This window comes from Pseudoalteromonas sp. SWYJZ98, from assembly GCF_015864495.1.
GTDB classification, from domain to species: Bacteria; Pseudomonadota; Gammaproteobacteria; order Enterobacterales; family Alteromonadaceae; genus Pseudoalteromonas; species Pseudoalteromonas distincta.
Genome location: NZ_JADYXA010000001.1, coordinates 193694 through 209956, shown reverse-complemented (window position 1 = coordinate 209956; position 16263 = coordinate 193694). Strand labels below are relative to the sequence as shown.

Below are 16263 nucleotides of genomic sequence, written 5' to 3'. Positions count from 1 at the left end.
TATACGTTTACGTATAAAGGTATCTATTATGACTAACTACACACCTACAGAGTGCTACTTAAATAACTTAGCACCAACAGGACGAAAGGCTGTTATTTCACTGATAAAAAGTGTTAAAAACACTTTATTATTGCATGATAAGCTAGTCGCATTACCACTTCACAAGTTAAGCTTTGAGCAGTTATCTACTCTTAAACAAAGCTTAGTACTCAATAATAAGTCAGCTAGAACTATCCAACTTACTTTTCAAGCTATTAAAGCCATAGCTAAAACTGCTTTTTTAATGAATTTAATTGAGCCGCACGAACTAGAAAAGTTTAATATTCTTAAGCTTCCCCATATTGAACCAAGCCTAAAAGGTAAGTCACTTACAGCCACACAGCTAAAAAGCATATTAAAGCAGCCCTATACACCATCTTCAATTATTAGCACACGTGATATTTCATTATTGGCTTTAATGGCTGGTGCGGGATTAAGGAGATCTGAAGTTTCGGCTTTAAGGCTTAGTGACTTTTCAATGGCTGATCAGCTAGTTGTTATCCATAAGGGAAAAGGAAACCGTACTAGAACGCAGTACTTACCAGTGTGGGTATTAGAGTATTTAAGCTCATGGCTAACGGTACGTGGTAAAAACGAGGGGCCATTATTTTGCGTGGTTTTGAATGGTAAAGTTATTCAAGCTCGTGGTATTTCACCTGAAACTATATATAGCGTTGTAACGGCCAGAACTAATCACGTTTTGGGGGAGAAGTTTACACCCCATGATATGAGGCGAACTTATATTTCATCACTCTTGGCTAATGGTGTGGATATTTCTACTGTGAGTAAGTTGGCAGGGCATAAAAGCATTATTACCACACAGTTATACGATAAACGGGGCGTGGACAGTTTAAAGCGCGCCGTTAATACTTTATCTGTGAATGGATGTGGTGATTATGAATAAGTTACTAATAAGCCAATTTACAAGCCATTATGGTATCAAGTTAATAGAATCAGGCTTATTTGATGATGATACGTTTGAACAATATAGCCCTAGGGAAGTACAGCAACTATCAGGCTCAAAAAGATCAAATTTACCTGTTGATCTGGATGAACTATATGCCTCATTTATTGAGATAACTACAGACTTTGACCAAAAATTACTTTCAAAAAACAGCCGTTATTTTAGCAAAAGCATTGGACTACCAACTAACGCTTGCTCACTTATGGAGTTTATTATTGTTGGTACTCTCAAACCAACCATTTTTAGGTCTATAGAGCAATTTATTACTAAATCTGCGTATTCATATTCAGATGCATTCACTGTGTTATTGGGGCTTGGGGAGATTGAGTTGGAGGAATGTTTAGAGGCACTTGAATCGATTGGATTATATAAAAACCGTATTTTTGACTATGAGCTACCATTACTCCCTAAATCTCTTGCCTATTATTTATTCACTAGCCCCCAATACAAGACTAAAGATGCATTAGGGCTATTTTTAAAAAATGAAGAGCCAGCTAGTTACAATTTGAGCTCTTTTGGCCATAGGGATACGTTATACCTAAAAAGCTTATTAAGTGGTTGGAAGAGAGCAAACAATAAAGGCTTAAATATATTGATATATGGGGCTGTTGGTACGGGTAAGTCTGAATTAGCTAAATCTTTATGTAGTAATGCTAACTTAGTTTTAATGAAGGTTAAATCTAGTTCTGAAGTCGATGCTCAAGTTGAAAGGCAATTAGGCACAAGGTCTTCAACTAGCTACCGTATTCATAACTTATCTATGGCACGTAAGTTAATGGGGGATCGCCGTGATGGAGTGCTACTTATAGATGAGTGCGAAGATATATTCGATGTAAACATGTTTGGCTCTAGTGAACCAAAAGAGCTTTTGCATAGCTTAATTGAAGAACCAAATAGTGCAACCATATGGATAACGAACCATATTGAAGATATCCCTGAAAGTTGTGTACGGCGTTTTGATTTTGTACTTGAAATGCCCCAGCTAACAAAGGAAAAGCGTTTAGAGCATGCCGTAGGGTACTTTAATGAACTAAAAGTAAGCCAAAGCTTTATTGAAAAGGTGGTTTCGAACAAACACCTAAGCTTGGCAAATATAAGTAAAGCCAGCCATGGGGCTCGTTTATGTGGTTATGAGAGTGAAGCAGCTCAAGAGTTTATAGGTTCGTATATTGAAGGGGTAATGGCTGCATCGGGTATTGATTTAAACCAAATGCATTACAATCCAGAGCTTAAGTTTGACCATACCAATATTAACTTAAAGGGCTCATTTTCTAGTCTTAATGATATAACCAACGCCCTTAATAACCATCATGGTGCGAGAACCTTACTATTTGGTCCTGCGGGTACAGGTAAAACAGCATTCGTTAATCATGTATGCCAAGAAGCTGGTTTTGAGCTAATTAGCGTTCAGGCTTCAGACATTTTAAGTAAATGGGTAGGGGAAAGTGAGCAAAATATAAAGAACTTATTTATACAGGCTACAGAAGAAGGTGCGGCTATATTTATCGATGAAGCCGACAGCTTATTTTCAAGCCGTGAGGGCGCCACAAATAGCTGGGAGGTTCAGTCCGTGAATCAGCTATTGTGTAACCTTGAAATGTTTGAACTTCCTTTCTTTGCCGCTACAAACTTTAAAAAGCGTTTAGATAAAGCTTTACTACGCCGTTGTGATTTTAAGCTTGAGCTAGATTACTTAACACCTGAACAAGTATCACGAATGATATTAAAGTTAACAGGCAAAAAAGCCTTGGCTAAAAGCGAGAGCGCTAAATTGGTTGGATTAGAGCGTATTACTCCTGGTGACTTTAGCGTAATAGCACGAAAAATACGTTTTTTGAATAAAGCGCCGACATCAAGTGAAGTATTAGAGTTCTTGTTTGAAGAGCAGAAATTGAAAGGCGATTGCAAACGGCGCATAGGTTTTTAATGTATTCTGTTTTAGCTTTTAGGCCTTTTAATTAATTTTTTTATTAAGGTGTTATTATAAATTAACTCGTTGGAATAATTACTATCTGCCAGCTTTATTAAATTGTTATATATATCGGTGGATATTACGATCGTTGTAGTGTTCCTGCGGTGTTTTAATTTTCTTAAATTTGACTGAATTAACTTCCAATCATTATTGTCTATATTACCCTTATTTTTATTTATTTTTTCACATGTATCCACAAACTTGGGGGATAATTTTTTTATCGCCCGTTTGAATTCTGATTCATCTATGTTTTTGTTTACAATTTCAGATAAGCAGTTTTTATCTTCAGCTTTTATTCTGCTTTTCTTTCGAGCAAGGCTGCTGAGATAGTTATGGATCTTTTCATATTTATCTAACTTCTCAAGTAAATAATCACAAGCAATATAAAACTCTAATAATGAAATGTCTTTTCTACCAGTCGCCATAAATTTCTCATCATCGTTACTTCATAGTTATCATAAACGTTCCGGAACGCAAGTGCAATTGTATTTTTACTTCTATGCTAAAGGCTACTGAAATTTAGATTTAAGTTTTTACAATGCAGTTCCGGAACACTTTCGGTTGATTTATTCTTAAGTCTCGAATTAGTTCCGGAACGCTTTTGATTGCTTTATTCTTAAGCCTTATTAAGTTCCGGAACGATATGTAATCTAATTATTTAAAGCCTTTAAATGTTACTAGATTAGTACTTTTTTGAATCTGTAAAAAGAAAGACCGAATAAATTAAAAGGTCTTTTTATGAGTAATAATTTTTCACCTGACTTCTATAACATAGTAGTTAACGTACATGATGATTATAAAGTTAATTTTAAGTATATCTCTCAGCGTATCAATAAAGATGGGGTTATATACACACAAAACCTACAGACTGGTGAGTATGAATGGTACGAGGAATCTAAATTTAAAGAAAAAACTAAGAGTGAAGTTAAATCAATAGATCTAATTGCTCTATCAATTTCATCGTATAGAAAGTTAAAAGATCATAAATGTTTTTATCAACCAAAAGTAATTTTAATTGTTAAACCGAAAAACAAAAACAAAAACAAAAACAAAAACAAAAACAAAAACAAAAACTCATTCATTGATGAATACTATACAAATGAAAGTGCTTTTTTAGATAAGTTATCATTTACATTAAAAGTCTCTGATGATTTAGGTGATGAGTTTATAAAGCTACTTTTACGAGAGAAACTTTGTAGTTCAAAGAGACCTAGGGATACTCGAATTTATAAATGTAGAGTTAGCAATAAAAGTCAGCATATGACGTTTGAATATATGCCAACAAAGAAAAAAAATTCTTACATAAAATGTACATTCAACCCTGCAAAAACCGATGTTCGTTTCTTAAGACTTGTTTTTTCGCAGTTAAAGTTTGTAATAGGCCCAAGTTATGAAAGCCTAATCAGGACATCGAATTTACTAAGGATAGACTTTGCGATTGATTTAAAAAAAGACAAAGTTAAAGATTTTTATTTAAACCTTAATTCCTCACGTCATATAACTCTATATCTTGACCATAAAGGCAAGGTAGAAACTAAAGTATATGGTAAAAGCGGTACGAGACTTCAGATATACAACAAATTGCGTGAAAGAAACTTGAAATGTAAAGTCCCAATTACTAGGTGCGAAATCCAACTGAAAAAGCTTAATTCTAAGTTTGATTTAGAATCATTATTCGATATTTTTAATCGGATACCTAATATAAGAGAGTACAGTATGAAAGCTCTAAAAGAACGGTTAAGCATCTCAGAGTATTATTTAATTAAAAAAATGGGTATAACAGCTGCGAGGTCAACCCTAATTTCTGACTCAGAAAAGCAAAAACTCAGACGACGTTTAAACTCAGCTGAAAAAGGTTTTTTTGGTGAAAGGTTAGTAGGCTCAACTCGAAATGAACTAAGAGCTATACAAAAACTTCTATTTAATCCATGACATTAGTGACTATTAACAATGATAGTAAGATTTCAATGAATAATTGTTAAATCTTTAAAATATAGTGGTCAATTAATTTTGTCCACTATAGACTGATTTCAATTAAGCTTTGGGGTAAGTCATGAATTCTAAACGATCTAACGATATAAAAAGTAAACCTAAGGCATATCGGTGGTTGCTAGACAATCCAGGTAAGTCGATTCTTTTTCTTGAGGTTGTAAATAGACTAAATATTGCATATTTGCATGACAATAGTGGGTATGTTGATTTTACCCCTACCGAATATAGGTATAACGATAAAAGAAATGGTGAATACACGATTATTACAGCCAGAGGTGATGGTAGTGTGAAGGTTAAACTATTGTTAGCTAATGGAACGTGGTTGCATCCAGAAATCTTTATTAGAAGTTCACTTGATATTCAAAAATTAATTAAACTTATGGAATCGTTAAAATACGCTAGCTTTACTTTTTCTCAGCAGGCTAGGGATGAGCAATTTAAAGAACAAGTGAAGAAAAGTATTGAAGAAGGGTCGACTAAACGTAAAAAACGTTTGGCCAAATCCTCTAAAATTCCTCGAAAATATTACGCTACAGTGGCTTTGTTTGAGCGTAACCCAGATGTTGTCGCAGAGGTTCTTGAAAGAGCTGGTGATATCTGTGAATTATGTGGAGAAACTGCACCATTCAAAAGAAAAAGCGATGGTAGTCCATATTTAGAAGTACACCACAAGATATTCTTATCTAAAGGTGGAGAAGATACTGTAGAAAATGCAATTGCTTTATGCCCTAATTGCCACAGGGAACAACATTTTGGCTAGACTACCAGTTTGCTCCTATTCAGTTAGAGTAGTATGTTAAGCTTAATAATTACATTAGAACTGTGCCAAATACTGTGCCAAAATCTGTATATTCACACTTACTAAAAAAAATAACGTATTGATTTATAAGTTTATACTAAAGTCTCCCTGTTAACTTATAGGCTGACTCACTCATTCAATAAAAAGCCCGCAGTTAACACTGCGGGCTTTTTTGTGTCTAAATTTTAGTTAATACAACTTCAGCATCTTTAAATAATATTTTTACCTTGTTCTGGATCGCGAGATTGCTCTGCTTGTTCACGTATTTCGTCGGTATCACTGCTTACATCATCAAGTGTTTTAGTTTGATCAACTGTTTCATTCTTTTCGTTTTGTATTTGCGATGGTTGTTCTTCCCCTATACTAGAAACATTTTCATTAGGGTCGGTGAGTATAATTCTCTCTCGTGCGTCATCAGGCATGCTGATGTTTTGTTTTGTGAACTCATTGACTAATTCGCGCATAAGCTGGGAAGCTACTTTTAATGGACTGTGTTGCTCGCTATTAACCCAAAAATACAAAACGAAGTTAATAGTAGATGAGCCTAAGTTTTTTATTAAAACCTGCGCAGGTGGATCGCTAAGCACCGCATTTTGTTGATTGGCAATAGCTAGGGCGAGGGTTTGTGCGCTACGTATATCGTTATCATAGCCAATACCAATTTCTACTTTTCCGCGCATTTTTGGATTGGCAGTCAGGTTTTTAATAGTATTTTTATATACCGTCGCATTGGGTATTTGAATATGATTGCCATCGTAATCAACAAGTGTGGTTGCTCTTGCGGTTACTTTTTTAACAATACCTAAACGATTGTCTACTTCAATTACATCGTCGATTTTAAAAGGCCTTTGTATGCTCAGTAATAAACTGGCGATAAAGTTCTCAGCTATGTCTCTAAAGGCAAAACCTAATATAAGTCCTATTAGTCCCGTGCCACTCATAATGGCGACAGCAAACTCGGTAAGCCCTGCTAAACGCAGGAATAAGTACACGCCAAATAAAATAATTAAAGTGCTTATGCTGCGCCTTACAACTAAATGAACTAGTTTACTGTCAGTCATGTAGTCAATAGGCTTTATAAGCAATCGAGAAAGTGGCCCTGCAATTAAATAGCTTAATGCTAAAAGTATTATACCGAGTAATAGTGTGGGTAATATTTGCGCTGTTGCATGAAGTAATTGCACAGCTTGTTCATGAAAAAACTGCCACGTAAACACATCGCCTTGAAAACTTTGCGTGCTGGGAGGCGTATTGTTTAAAGCTATAATGTTTGATTGGCTACTAGGCATGGCTTATCGTCCGTGTTTGGTTTTTATAATCGTTAATATTAGGTAACAGCAAGTTTAGTACCAAATACTTTATTTAACTTGGCAAACATTTTGCTGTAGTAATGTAATACAAATATTGAGGTTTAGAATGAAAGAAGCTAAACGAGGACAGCAAGCTGAGCAGCCTGGTCATATCCCTTTTATAGGTTGGTGGGATATTGTTAAGCGCATTTTTAAGCAAATGAGTGAAGATAACTTATCTATAGTGGCAGCGGGTGTGGCATTTTATGCGTTACTTGCTATTTTTCCGGCCATTGCGGCGATGGTATCTGTGTATGCATACTTTTCATCCCCTGCAGATATTAGTGATCATTTAAGTAAAATAGTTACTTTGCTCCCACCAAGTACCAGTGAACTAATCTTATCTCAGGTTTCTAGCCTTGCAAAAACATCAAGTGCCAGCTTGAGCTTAAGTGCAATTGGTACGCTTATACTTACCATTTGGAGTAGTTCTAAGGGCAGCCAAGCACTTATTACTGCGTGTAATATTAGTTATCGTGAATATGATAAACGTTCATTTTTTAAAGCTCAATTAGTACGCTTTTTATTTTCGGTAGGGGCGATTGTTGTCGCAATTTTTGCGTTATTAATTATTGGTATTTTACCTATTGTGCTTAATTTAGTGGGGCTAAAAGAAAGTATAGATTTATTAATTAAACTCATCTCTTGGCCATTATTAGCTTTTACCTTTAATTTTGCATTGGTACTTTTATATCGTTATGCCCCACACCGTAAACCGGCCAAATGGCGTTGGATCACGATGGGTTCGTCTATTGCTACTGTACTTTGGATTTTGGCATCTATAGGTTTTTCTTTTTATGTGTCGCGTTTTTCTAGTTACAACGAAACTTACGGCTCACTAGGTGGTGTAGTGATCATGTTGATGTGGTTGTATATCAGCGCTTATATAATCACATTAGGTGCTGTTATTAATGCAGCTACTGAGCAGCAAACAGGTAAAGACAGTACTATAGGCCCAGCTAAAGAGCGTGGGCAGCGAGGCGCCTATGTGGCAGATCACCTCGATGTAAAAAACGAATAGCTATTAGCTAAAGTTAGTGAGAGCTATAAGCTGCTCTTTAAACTCTTGTGCTGCAGGACCAAGCCTGTCGTTGTCGTTGCACATTAAATATAAATTAAGGGTACGGGTTGTACCTTGGTCTAAATTAAGTGGGATGAGCGTTTTATCTTCAATTAAATGTGCTATTTGTGTTTTTGGCAGCCAAGCGTAACCCAAATTTTGACTAACCATATCAATAGAGTTGCGTAAATGGCTGACTGTCCAGCGCATATCAGCACCTAACCAGCCATCATTGTGACTGGTGTGGATTGCTGAGTCGCGAACTACTATTTGCCGGTGTAGCTTTAAATCGCGAAAGTTGAGTTGTTCAGTTTGTTGGTGTAATACATGGTCTTTATGCGCAACGGCTATAAACTCTATATCGCATAACGTACTGCAACTAATTCCATAGATAGGAATTGATGAAATGGCTAAATCAACCACTGAGTTATGTAGTAATTCGTTTGCACCGGTTAGCACGCTTTCTACTAAATCAATCTTTAAAAGCGGGTAAAGTTCACTCGTTTTAGCAAGTGCCTGGTATAAAATGGTGTGTGGAAAAACTTCATCAACAGCTATTTTTAATGTGCTTTCTACGCCTTCGCTTAGTGTGCTCGCTACCGATTCTATTTTAGTTGCTTCTTCAATTAAAAATTCAGCTCTGCGTAAAATTAGTTTACCGCTATCGGTTAAAAATGCTTTACGACCTTTTACTTCAAGCAACTTAATTTGCAAGGCGGCTTCAAGTTTTTGAACAGCATGGTGTACGGTTGACTGACTTTTATGTACAGCCGCACTTGCGCCTGCAAATCCGCCGTGATCCACAACCGCTTTAAACATTCGCCATTGCTCTAATGTTGCTTTTGCCATTTTTAAATCCTGTTACTACTTATATCTGATTGCTTAACTTGACCGCGCAGACGCATTATTTATTGCGTAACAGTAATTTTTTGTTTATTTATTTTAATAAAGCGACTTTTTTATCAGATAGAAGTGCCATAAAGCTGCTTTTATTTAAAGGTCTTGAAAATAAATAACCTTGTCCGTAATCACATCCGGCTTCAAGTAATAGCTGCATTTGTAATTTAGTTTCAATTCCTTCGGCGATTACTTTTAAGCCCAGTTGATGCGCCATAACAATTATTGCTTCACACAGTGCAAGTTCTTGACTGCCTACTTGGATATTATCAACAAAACGTTTATCTATTTTTAAATAATCGGTATCCATTTCTTGTAAGTAAGCGAGTGACGAATATCCTGTACCAAAATCATCAAGGGCAAGCTGCATACCTGATTTTACTATTTCTTTTAAGCGACGTTGCGTTAATGCTTCGGGGTTAATCATTAGGCCTTCAGTTATTTCTGCCACAATTGAGGATGCAGGTAATTTTGCAGCTTTTAGCATATCGTACCATTCATCTATACCACTCTCTGGCGTGGATAACTGCACTGGCGACACGTTTACACTTATTTGAAAAGTATCATCGGTTAGGGTTTTTATATCGTTAAGCGTTTGCAAGGTTTGAGCAAATACAAATTGGCCAATTGCATTTATTTGCCTGGTCTCTTCAGCAAGTGAAATAAATGCGACAGGGCTAATTAGGCCTTTTTCGGGATGTTGCCAACGAATAAGTGCTTCAGCTTTATGAATATGTAAATCATTCAAAGCAACAATGGGCTGATAAAACAATTCAAATTGTTCAAGTTCAATGGCACTTCGTAAGTCTTTTAATAGCACCATGCGCGCGTGTGCATATTCGCGCATGTCAGCAGAGAAAAACTCAAAACAGTTACGACCATTACTTTTTGCTTTATACATAGCCTGATCGGCTGCTTTTAAAAGCTGTTCAGTATTTTCACCATCATTAGGGGCGCATGCTATGCCCATGCTGGCGCTAATAAATAACTCTTCGTTTTCAAGATGCAAAGCCGACGATAGGCTAAGCAAAATATTACTGGCAATTTGATTAATATGACGCGTACTTTTTATACGATTAAACACAATAACAAACTCATCACCACCAATACGTGCCACAAACTCAGCATTTTTTGCCGACTGAACTATGCGTTGCGATACGAGTTTTAATAAGTTATCGCCATAGTGATGGCCTAATGTGTCATTAATATCTTTAAAGTGATCTATATCTAAAAGCATGACAACCAATTGATTGTCGGGAGTAACAATGCTTGAAAATCGTTGATTTAATCGCTCCTTTAACTCTAAACGATTTGGTAAGTCAGTTAGGTGATCATAGTGAGCTTGTCGCCAAATTGTTTCATCGGCTTGTTTTTTCTCAGTGAGGTCTGTAAATATCGCGATTCGACGAATAGGTGCGTTGTTTGTATCATAAACCGTATCGATTGTGAGCCACTCAGAGTAAAGCTGCCCGTTCTTTTTACGGTTAATAACCTCGCCTTGCCAGCGGCCTGTTTGCTGTAATTCAGACCACATTTTATTGTAAAAATTCTTATCATGTTTTCCTGATGAAAGAATTGAAGAGGAGCGCCCAATAACTTCTTCTTTACTATATAAAGTCGTTTTGCAAAACGCAGGGTTTACATCAAATATTATACCCGCTGGATCGGTGATTATCATGCCTTCACTACTGTTGTTATACACTAGCAAGGCAAGGTGGAGTGCTTCTTCATTTATTTTTCGTTGTGTTATATCCCTTAGCACAACAACGTATTCATTTATACTTTGCATTGCACTAATACGTGCTTCAAAGCTACGTTTAGGATCTGATTTTTCGAGTGTAAATTCTAAATTACTCGAAACATCAAGCTTAGATAACTGCGATAACAAAAGCTGCACATTGTTGTGAGAAAGTATTGATGATAAATGAGGTGCTGCAGTGCTGTTTGGGTTTACTTGAGGCTTAAATTGCCCCGTTATGTTGAGAATATCGCCATGGATGTTAATTCTAACGTAACTGTCGGGTAGAGTATTAAGCAAGCTGGTAAGCTCATCGTGCTTGTTTTTTAAATTAGCCTCGGCTGTTAACCTGGTTTGCGCCATTGATTTAAAGCGCTGATAGAGAGTATTTAGCTCTGGATTATTTGGCTGTATTTTTTGTGACGGCATTTCGCCTTTAGCCAACACGTTTGTTGCATTTGTTAGATTATTAATTGGGTCGATAATGCTGGTTTTAAGCAGCTTACGTGCAATTAAACATAGCACTAGCAGTGATAAAATAAACACACCAATCGCTATAAAAAAATTATTATTTATTTGCTTTAAAGCATGTGTAATAGGAAGTGCAATATATATATTTAAGCTGTTATTACTCGGATCTTTATAAATAATAGAGTGATGAAGCATTCGATCTTCACCCTTAATAGATTTTATTTTTGTTGATGCCTCATTATCAATCGAAGAATCAGTTGCTAATAAAGTCTTTGCAATATTATCGCCAAGGGCTGCAGTTGTTGGTGGGTAACGCGCTAAAATTTTTCCATTAGAATCAGCGATTGCAGCAATAGAGCCAGGTGGCAGTTCAATATTATTAAAAGCATTGTTCCACCAGTCAAGCGCAACAACGATAACTACAACGCCCTGAATTACATTTTTTTTATTAATGATAGGTAACGCAAAGTTAAGGGTGTTTTTTTGCAAGTTTCTTCCGTGCTGAAAATAACCTACTGACAATTGGTTACTTTTTAAGGCATTTTGAAAATACGCACGATCTGCAATACTTATTGTTTTGGTTAATCCGCTTGTTGTACACATAACAATGCCATTTGGATCTATAATCCCGATATTGGCAATATGGGCATAAATAGCTCTAAATTGATTAAAATAATTAGGGCATGACGTAGCTAGATTTTCTTTCTTACTTTCCTCTTTAGCCAAATAACGCGCTAAACGGTCAATATCATCGACTAAGTGCTTTTGCTGTAAAATTAATTGCTTAGCAATGTTTTCTACTTTTTTTTCACTTTGCTCAATAGAGTGGTGGCGTTCAAGCAGCAGAGTAAAAATAATTACAGCGGTGCCCGGAATACTTAGCAATATAAGCAAACGATAAAGCTGATGTTTGAGAGAATAAGTAAAAATAACCATTCCTTAGTTTCGTATTTTGCAATAACAATTGTAGCCAAATTCACTCCAAATAACCATAGTAATTATAAGGTTGAAAATGTAACCAATGAATCAATGTCGTTCTATTTTATAGAACCTTAAGCTCGATTTAAAGACATAGTTATTTTGTTTAATGAATGATTTAATAGCCTCATAAACTTATTCTTTAGAGTGAATTAAAAAATGAAAATATCAAAAATACTTACAGCTTATGCAACTCAAGATGGCGATGGCGTGAGCATTAGCCGTATACCTGGGTTTGATGGTAAATATTTAGATCCGTTTTTGATGATTGATGAACTTAAGTCAGACGACAAAAAAGATTATATGGGAGGCTTTCCAGAGCATCCGCACCGAGGAATTGAAACGTTTACTTATATTCTAAAAGGTGGCTTTGAACATCGTGACCAAATGGGTAACAAAGAAGCAATTAAAGCAGGCGATGTGCAATGGATGAGCACAGGGCGCGGCGTCATGCACAGTGAAATGCCACTCGCTGATGCTATAGATGGTCTGCATGGCTTTCAAATTTGGATAAACATGCCAAGCGCAGAAAAAATGCGTGATTCACGTTATCAAGATACGACTAAAAACCCAGCTCCTAGTTTTACAAATACGCAAGGCGTGACGTTAAAAGCACTTGCGGGATCGTGGCAGTTCGAAAGTGAAACGCTTGCAAGCGAGCTGCAAAGTTTAGCTGCTAATGCGGCGCTCGCTGATATTACATTACCTGCTGGTAAAAGCACTTATTTAGAGCCTCTTAGCCAACAAAAAGTAATGCTTTATATTCATAGCGGCTCACTAATAATGAGCGACAATCAAACAATACCAGCGGGTAAGTTACTTATTTTAGAACCAGGCAGTGATATTAATATTAGCTCTGAGCACGGCGCTGGTGTTTTGGTTTTAGCAGGCGATCCACTTAATCAACCTATTGCTCATATGGGGCCGTTTGTAATGACGACGCAAGCAGAAGTACAGCAAGCAGTGCGTGATTATCAAAACGGTGAGTTTGGCAAAATATAACGGTATTTTTAGGAGAGTTTTATGGGATTATTAGTTAACGGCCAATGGCAAGATAAATGGTACGACACAGATTCAAGTAACGGTAAGTTTGAACGCGAAACGGCGCAGTTACGTCACTGGGTAACTGTTGATGGTAGCGCTGGAATAACGGGCGAGGCCGGATTTAAAGCACAAGCGAACAGGTATCATTTATATGTGTCACTTGCGTGTCCTTGGGCGCATCGAACGCTTATATTTAGAGCGTTAAAAGGGTTGCAAGATTTAATTACGGTGTCGGTTGTTAGCCCTGATATGCTTGATAGTGGTTGGGCTTTTGATACGCAAAACCACAGTACTGGTGATGCTTTATCTAATAGTAACTACTTACATCAAGTGTATATAAAAAATAATCCTAAGTATTCCGGGCGAGTTACCGTACCCGTATTGTGGGATAAAAAGCTAAATAAAATTGTCAGTAATGAGTCTGCCGATATTATACGTATGTTCAATAGTGCATTTAATGAATTAACAGGTAATAACGATGATTACTACCCAGAGGCACTACGACCAAAAATTGATGAATTAAATGCGTTGATTTATCAAAATATAAATAATGGTGTTTATCGTACGGGATTCGCAACAACTCAAGATGCATACGAAGAGGCGTTTAACGATTTATTCAAAGCACTCGATAAAGTAGAAGGGATACTGAGCAAGCAGCGTTATTTAACAGGTAATAGGCTCACCGAGGCAGATTGGCGACTATTCACTACACTCATTCGGTTTGATAGTGTGTACGTTGGCCATTTTAAATGTAATTTACGCACAATTGAAAGCTATCCTGCATTAAGTGGATACCTTAGGGAGCTATATCAAGTTAAAGGAGTGGCTGAAACAGTTGATTTTTATCATATTAAGCGTCATTACTATTTTAGTCACACAATGATCAACCCAACACAAGTTGTGCCAAGTGGTCCAAGTATTGATTACTTATCTGATCACGGTAGAAATGTTTAGCGCTTAAGCTATTAAGTTCACTAGCCAGCCGTATTTTCTTACGAAGCTGGTTTCGCTTTTACCCGCTTGTACTGCTGCACCTGCGATAAAGGCACTTGAAAGCCCAACTTTGGTTACGGCAAAACGCTTTAGTCTATATTGGAACGCTGCATGATGTTGGCGTTTCAATTCACTGCGCGTATCCATTTGCTTACTTAGAGCATCAACGTTTTCATTAGGTGCTTTAATTAAGTAGTTAACTAACATACTAATTTCCTTGTAGGTTAAATAGCTGCTTTAAACTTTTAAGCGTTTTACTAAAGCCAATTTTATTGCTTAAGTAAACTGTATTTTTCCAAAGCCATATTAAACAAGCAACTTGTAGCAAAGTAGCTGTTGCAATACTTAGCCATACCGACCCAAAAACATCGTATACACCGTATCCAACAGCACCTAGAAATCCTGCCCACAACAAAACCAAACCACTGGCAAAGCATCCTAAAAATATAGTGATCAATGCAAGCGATCTAAGCGATAACCGCCATTCAGCTTTAGCAAGCTGGTGGGTGATCTTTCCTTGAGTTTGGTAATCATCCTTGAGCTGCTTAGAATACTCTAAAAGCATTGCAACATGATCTTGCCAATCGTCCTTTTGTCTATGTTGCTCAGTAGTTTGGTCTTGCGCATTACCATCCTTGGTTGCTGTTGTTTGTGGGTTATTCATCACTAATTACTTACGACGAAGTAGTGATGTGATTAGCATACCCGCAGCAAAAGCAATACCCGCAGTTGCTAATGGATTTTCAGAAGCAAAAGCACGAGTTTTTGCAGTACATTCGCTTAGTTTTTCACGTGCGATAAGTTGTTTTTCGCTCAATGCATCTGCTGAGCTAGAAGCTCCTTTACGCACACTGCTTTCAGCTGTTGCAGCTTTGCTAGAAAGTGCATCTACAGCATCGTGCGCCGCTGATGTTGCTTTCTCTGTAAGAGGAGACTCAGTATTTGTTAGTTTAACGTCAGGCTTAACATCTGAAGTTGTATTTGGTTTCGTATTCGTTGCAGTAGCCATAATCAATCCTTAATAAGTTAAAAATTTAAATAGTGATTTAGATGATGCAATGATTAAACCAAACTTGTTATTTATTTTAACTGACTGAATTTGATAGGTTTTGTTTGTAGTTTTTAATTTTTGATAATTAGTATTTTAAAATAAACAGTAACTATTACTACACGGCTAGGTAAATTTTACAAAGAGGATAAAAATGCCTTAAAAATTGTAAATATTCATTGGTTATTCAGTAAGCAAAGCATGTAAACAGAAAGTTATAAAAGCAAAGCTGATATTTTTCTTTACCTCAATCCCACTTTTTCCCACGTAATTCAAACGCTTCGCTTGAGCCCTTATTTTTTCTAGCTTTGGGACTCACTAAAGCTGGTCAGCTTACTTGACAAAATGGCTTGTCAAGCCCTAAACTGGAGCACTGTGGTAAAAAGTGGTTTTTAGTGGATCTCATTGGATAAAATAAACAAGAAATTGAATAAAACAATTTCAAAGTAGGTTTTTTATGTTTCGTGGCGCGAGTTCACTGAGTTTGGATGATAAGGGGCGTTTTGCGGTACCGACAAAGTACCGAGAATCTCTGTTGTCTGAAGATCAGGGGACAGTTATTTGTACCGTCGCATTAAATGAACCGTGTTTATGGTTATATCCATTGGCTGAGTGGCTCGAAATAGAAAGCCGTTTAGCGAAAATATCTAATATGAATCCACGAGCTCGACGAATGCAACGTATGTTGCTAGGTAACGCTACAGAGTATCAACTTGATAAAAATGGTCGAATTTTGCTTGCGCCGTCATTACGTGCCCATGCATCTCTTGGCAAAAAAATCATGCTGGTTGGTTTGATGAATAAGTTTGAAATTTGGGACGAGGCGCGTTGGCACGAGCAAATGCAGCAAGATACTGAGCTTGAAAGGCTTGGTGATTTTGAACCTAACCAAGATTTAGATAATTTTACACTCTAACGG

General features: G+C 36.7%; 15 protein-coding genes. 8 read left to right on the top strand and 7 right to left on the bottom strand.

All coding sequences use genetic code 11. From position 1 onward, the window contains the following. Nucleotides 1-28 precede the first annotated feature (28 nt). Both I6F10_RS00975 and I6F10_RS00970 read left to right on the top strand, forming a co-directional pair. Nucleotides 29-943: a tyrosine-type recombinase/integrase gene (locus I6F10_RS00975; protein ID WP_197098212.1), complete on the top strand. Its 915-nt coding sequence runs from the start codon at nt 29-31 to the stop codon at nt 941-943. After that, entirely contained in the window at nt 936-2930 is a 1995-nt protein-coding gene (locus I6F10_RS00970; RefSeq protein ID WP_197098210.1) for an AAA family ATPase, read from the top strand. Before I6F10_RS00975 ends, I6F10_RS00970 begins: the two co-directional genes overlap by 8 nt. An 11-nt stretch (nt 2931-2941) precedes the next feature. Here I6F10_RS00970 and I6F10_RS00965 read toward each other — a convergent pair whose 3' ends face one another. Beyond that, nucleotides 2942-3400: a hypothetical protein gene (locus tag I6F10_RS00965; protein ID WP_197098208.1), complete on the bottom strand. Its 459-nt coding sequence runs from the start codon at nt 3398-3400 to the stop codon at nt 2942-2944. A 313-nt stretch (nt 3401-3713) separates the two neighbouring features. Between I6F10_RS00965 and I6F10_RS00960 the strand changes: the two genes are divergently transcribed. Together I6F10_RS00960 and I6F10_RS00955 are read left to right on the top strand one after the other, a co-directional pair. Beyond that, on the top strand, nt 3714-4907 hold the full coding sequence (locus I6F10_RS00960) for a hypothetical protein (RefSeq protein WP_197098206.1): 1194 nt from the start codon (nt 3714-3716) through the stop codon (nt 4905-4907). A gap of 121 nt (nt 4908-5028) precedes the next feature. Beyond that, on the top strand, nt 5029-5727 hold the full coding sequence (locus I6F10_RS00955) for an HNH endonuclease (RefSeq protein WP_197098204.1): 699 nt from the start codon (nt 5029-5031) through the stop codon (nt 5725-5727). Nucleotides 5728-5975: 248 nt separating this feature from the next. Here I6F10_RS00955 and I6F10_RS00950 read toward each other — a convergent pair whose 3' ends face one another. After that, nucleotides 5976-7055, bottom strand: coding sequence for a mechanosensitive ion channel family protein (locus tag I6F10_RS00950; RefSeq protein ID WP_165743099.1), 1080 nt, complete (start codon nt 7053-7055; stop codon nt 5976-5978). A gap of 127 nt (nt 7056-7182) precedes the next feature. On the opposite strand from I6F10_RS00950, the gene I6F10_RS00945 reads away from it, so the two are divergent. Next, the gene (locus I6F10_RS00945) at nt 7183-8136 is read left to right on the top strand and encodes a YihY/virulence factor BrkB family protein (RefSeq protein ID WP_024595416.1); all 954 of its coding nucleotides are present in this window, start codon (nt 7183-7185) and stop codon (nt 8134-8136) included. A gap of 3 nt (nt 8137-8139) precedes the next feature. On the opposite strand, the gene I6F10_RS00940 is transcribed toward I6F10_RS00945, so the two are convergent. Both I6F10_RS00940 and I6F10_RS00935 read right to left on the bottom strand, forming a co-directional pair. Continuing rightward, nucleotides 8140-9024 (bottom strand): LysR family transcriptional regulator, encoded by an 885-nt coding sequence (locus tag I6F10_RS00940; protein WP_165723745.1) that lies wholly within the window; start codon nt 9022-9024, stop codon nt 8140-8142. 88 nt (nt 9025-9112) lie between these two features. Beyond that, on the bottom strand, nt 9113-12217 hold the full coding sequence (locus I6F10_RS00935; protein WP_165743100.1) for a bifunctional diguanylate cyclase/phosphodiesterase: 3105 nt from the start codon (nt 12215-12217) through the stop codon (nt 9113-9115). A gap of 201 nt (nt 12218-12418) precedes the next feature. Between I6F10_RS00935 and I6F10_RS00930 the strand changes: the two genes are divergently transcribed. Next, a complete protein-coding gene (locus I6F10_RS00930) occupies nt 12419-13261 on the top strand; it encodes a pirin family protein (protein WP_165743101.1) in 843 nt (280 codons plus the stop codon). A 21-nt stretch (nt 13262-13282) separates the two neighbouring features. After that, the gene (locus I6F10_RS00925) at nt 13283-14257 is read left to right on the top strand and encodes a glutathione S-transferase family protein (RefSeq protein WP_165743102.1); all 975 of its coding nucleotides are present in this window, start codon (nt 13283-13285) and stop codon (nt 14255-14257) included. Nucleotides 14258-14260: 3 nt separating this feature from the next. Here the strand turns inward: I6F10_RS00925 and I6F10_RS00920 are convergent, their stop codons facing one another. The 3 genes from I6F10_RS00920 to I6F10_RS00910 are packed head-to-tail and all read right to left on the bottom strand — an operon-like array spanning nt 14261 to nt 15305. Next, complete coding sequence (locus tag I6F10_RS00920; RefSeq protein ID WP_024596383.1) at nt 14261-14503, bottom strand: hypothetical protein; 243 nt, start codon at nt 14501-14503, stop codon at nt 14261-14263. Nucleotide 14504: 1 nt separating this feature from the next. Further along, entirely contained in the window at nt 14505-14960 is a 456-nt protein-coding gene (locus I6F10_RS00915) for a hypothetical protein (RefSeq protein ID WP_165743103.1), read from the bottom strand. Between the two features lie 6 nt (nt 14961-14966). Beyond that, nucleotides 14967-15305 carry a hypothetical protein gene (locus I6F10_RS00910; protein WP_002957982.1) on the bottom strand — a complete coding sequence of 113 codons (339 nt, stop codon included), beginning with the start codon at nt 15303-15305 and terminating at the stop codon, nt 14967-14969. Nucleotides 15306-15801: 496 nt separating this feature from the next. On the opposite strand from I6F10_RS00910, the gene mraZ reads away from it, so the two are divergent. Further along, a complete protein-coding gene (mraZ, locus tag I6F10_RS00905) occupies nt 15802-16260 on the top strand; it encodes a division/cell wall cluster transcriptional repressor MraZ (protein ID WP_007582904.1) in 459 nt (152 codons plus the stop codon). Nucleotides 16261-16263: the final 3 nt, after the last annotated feature.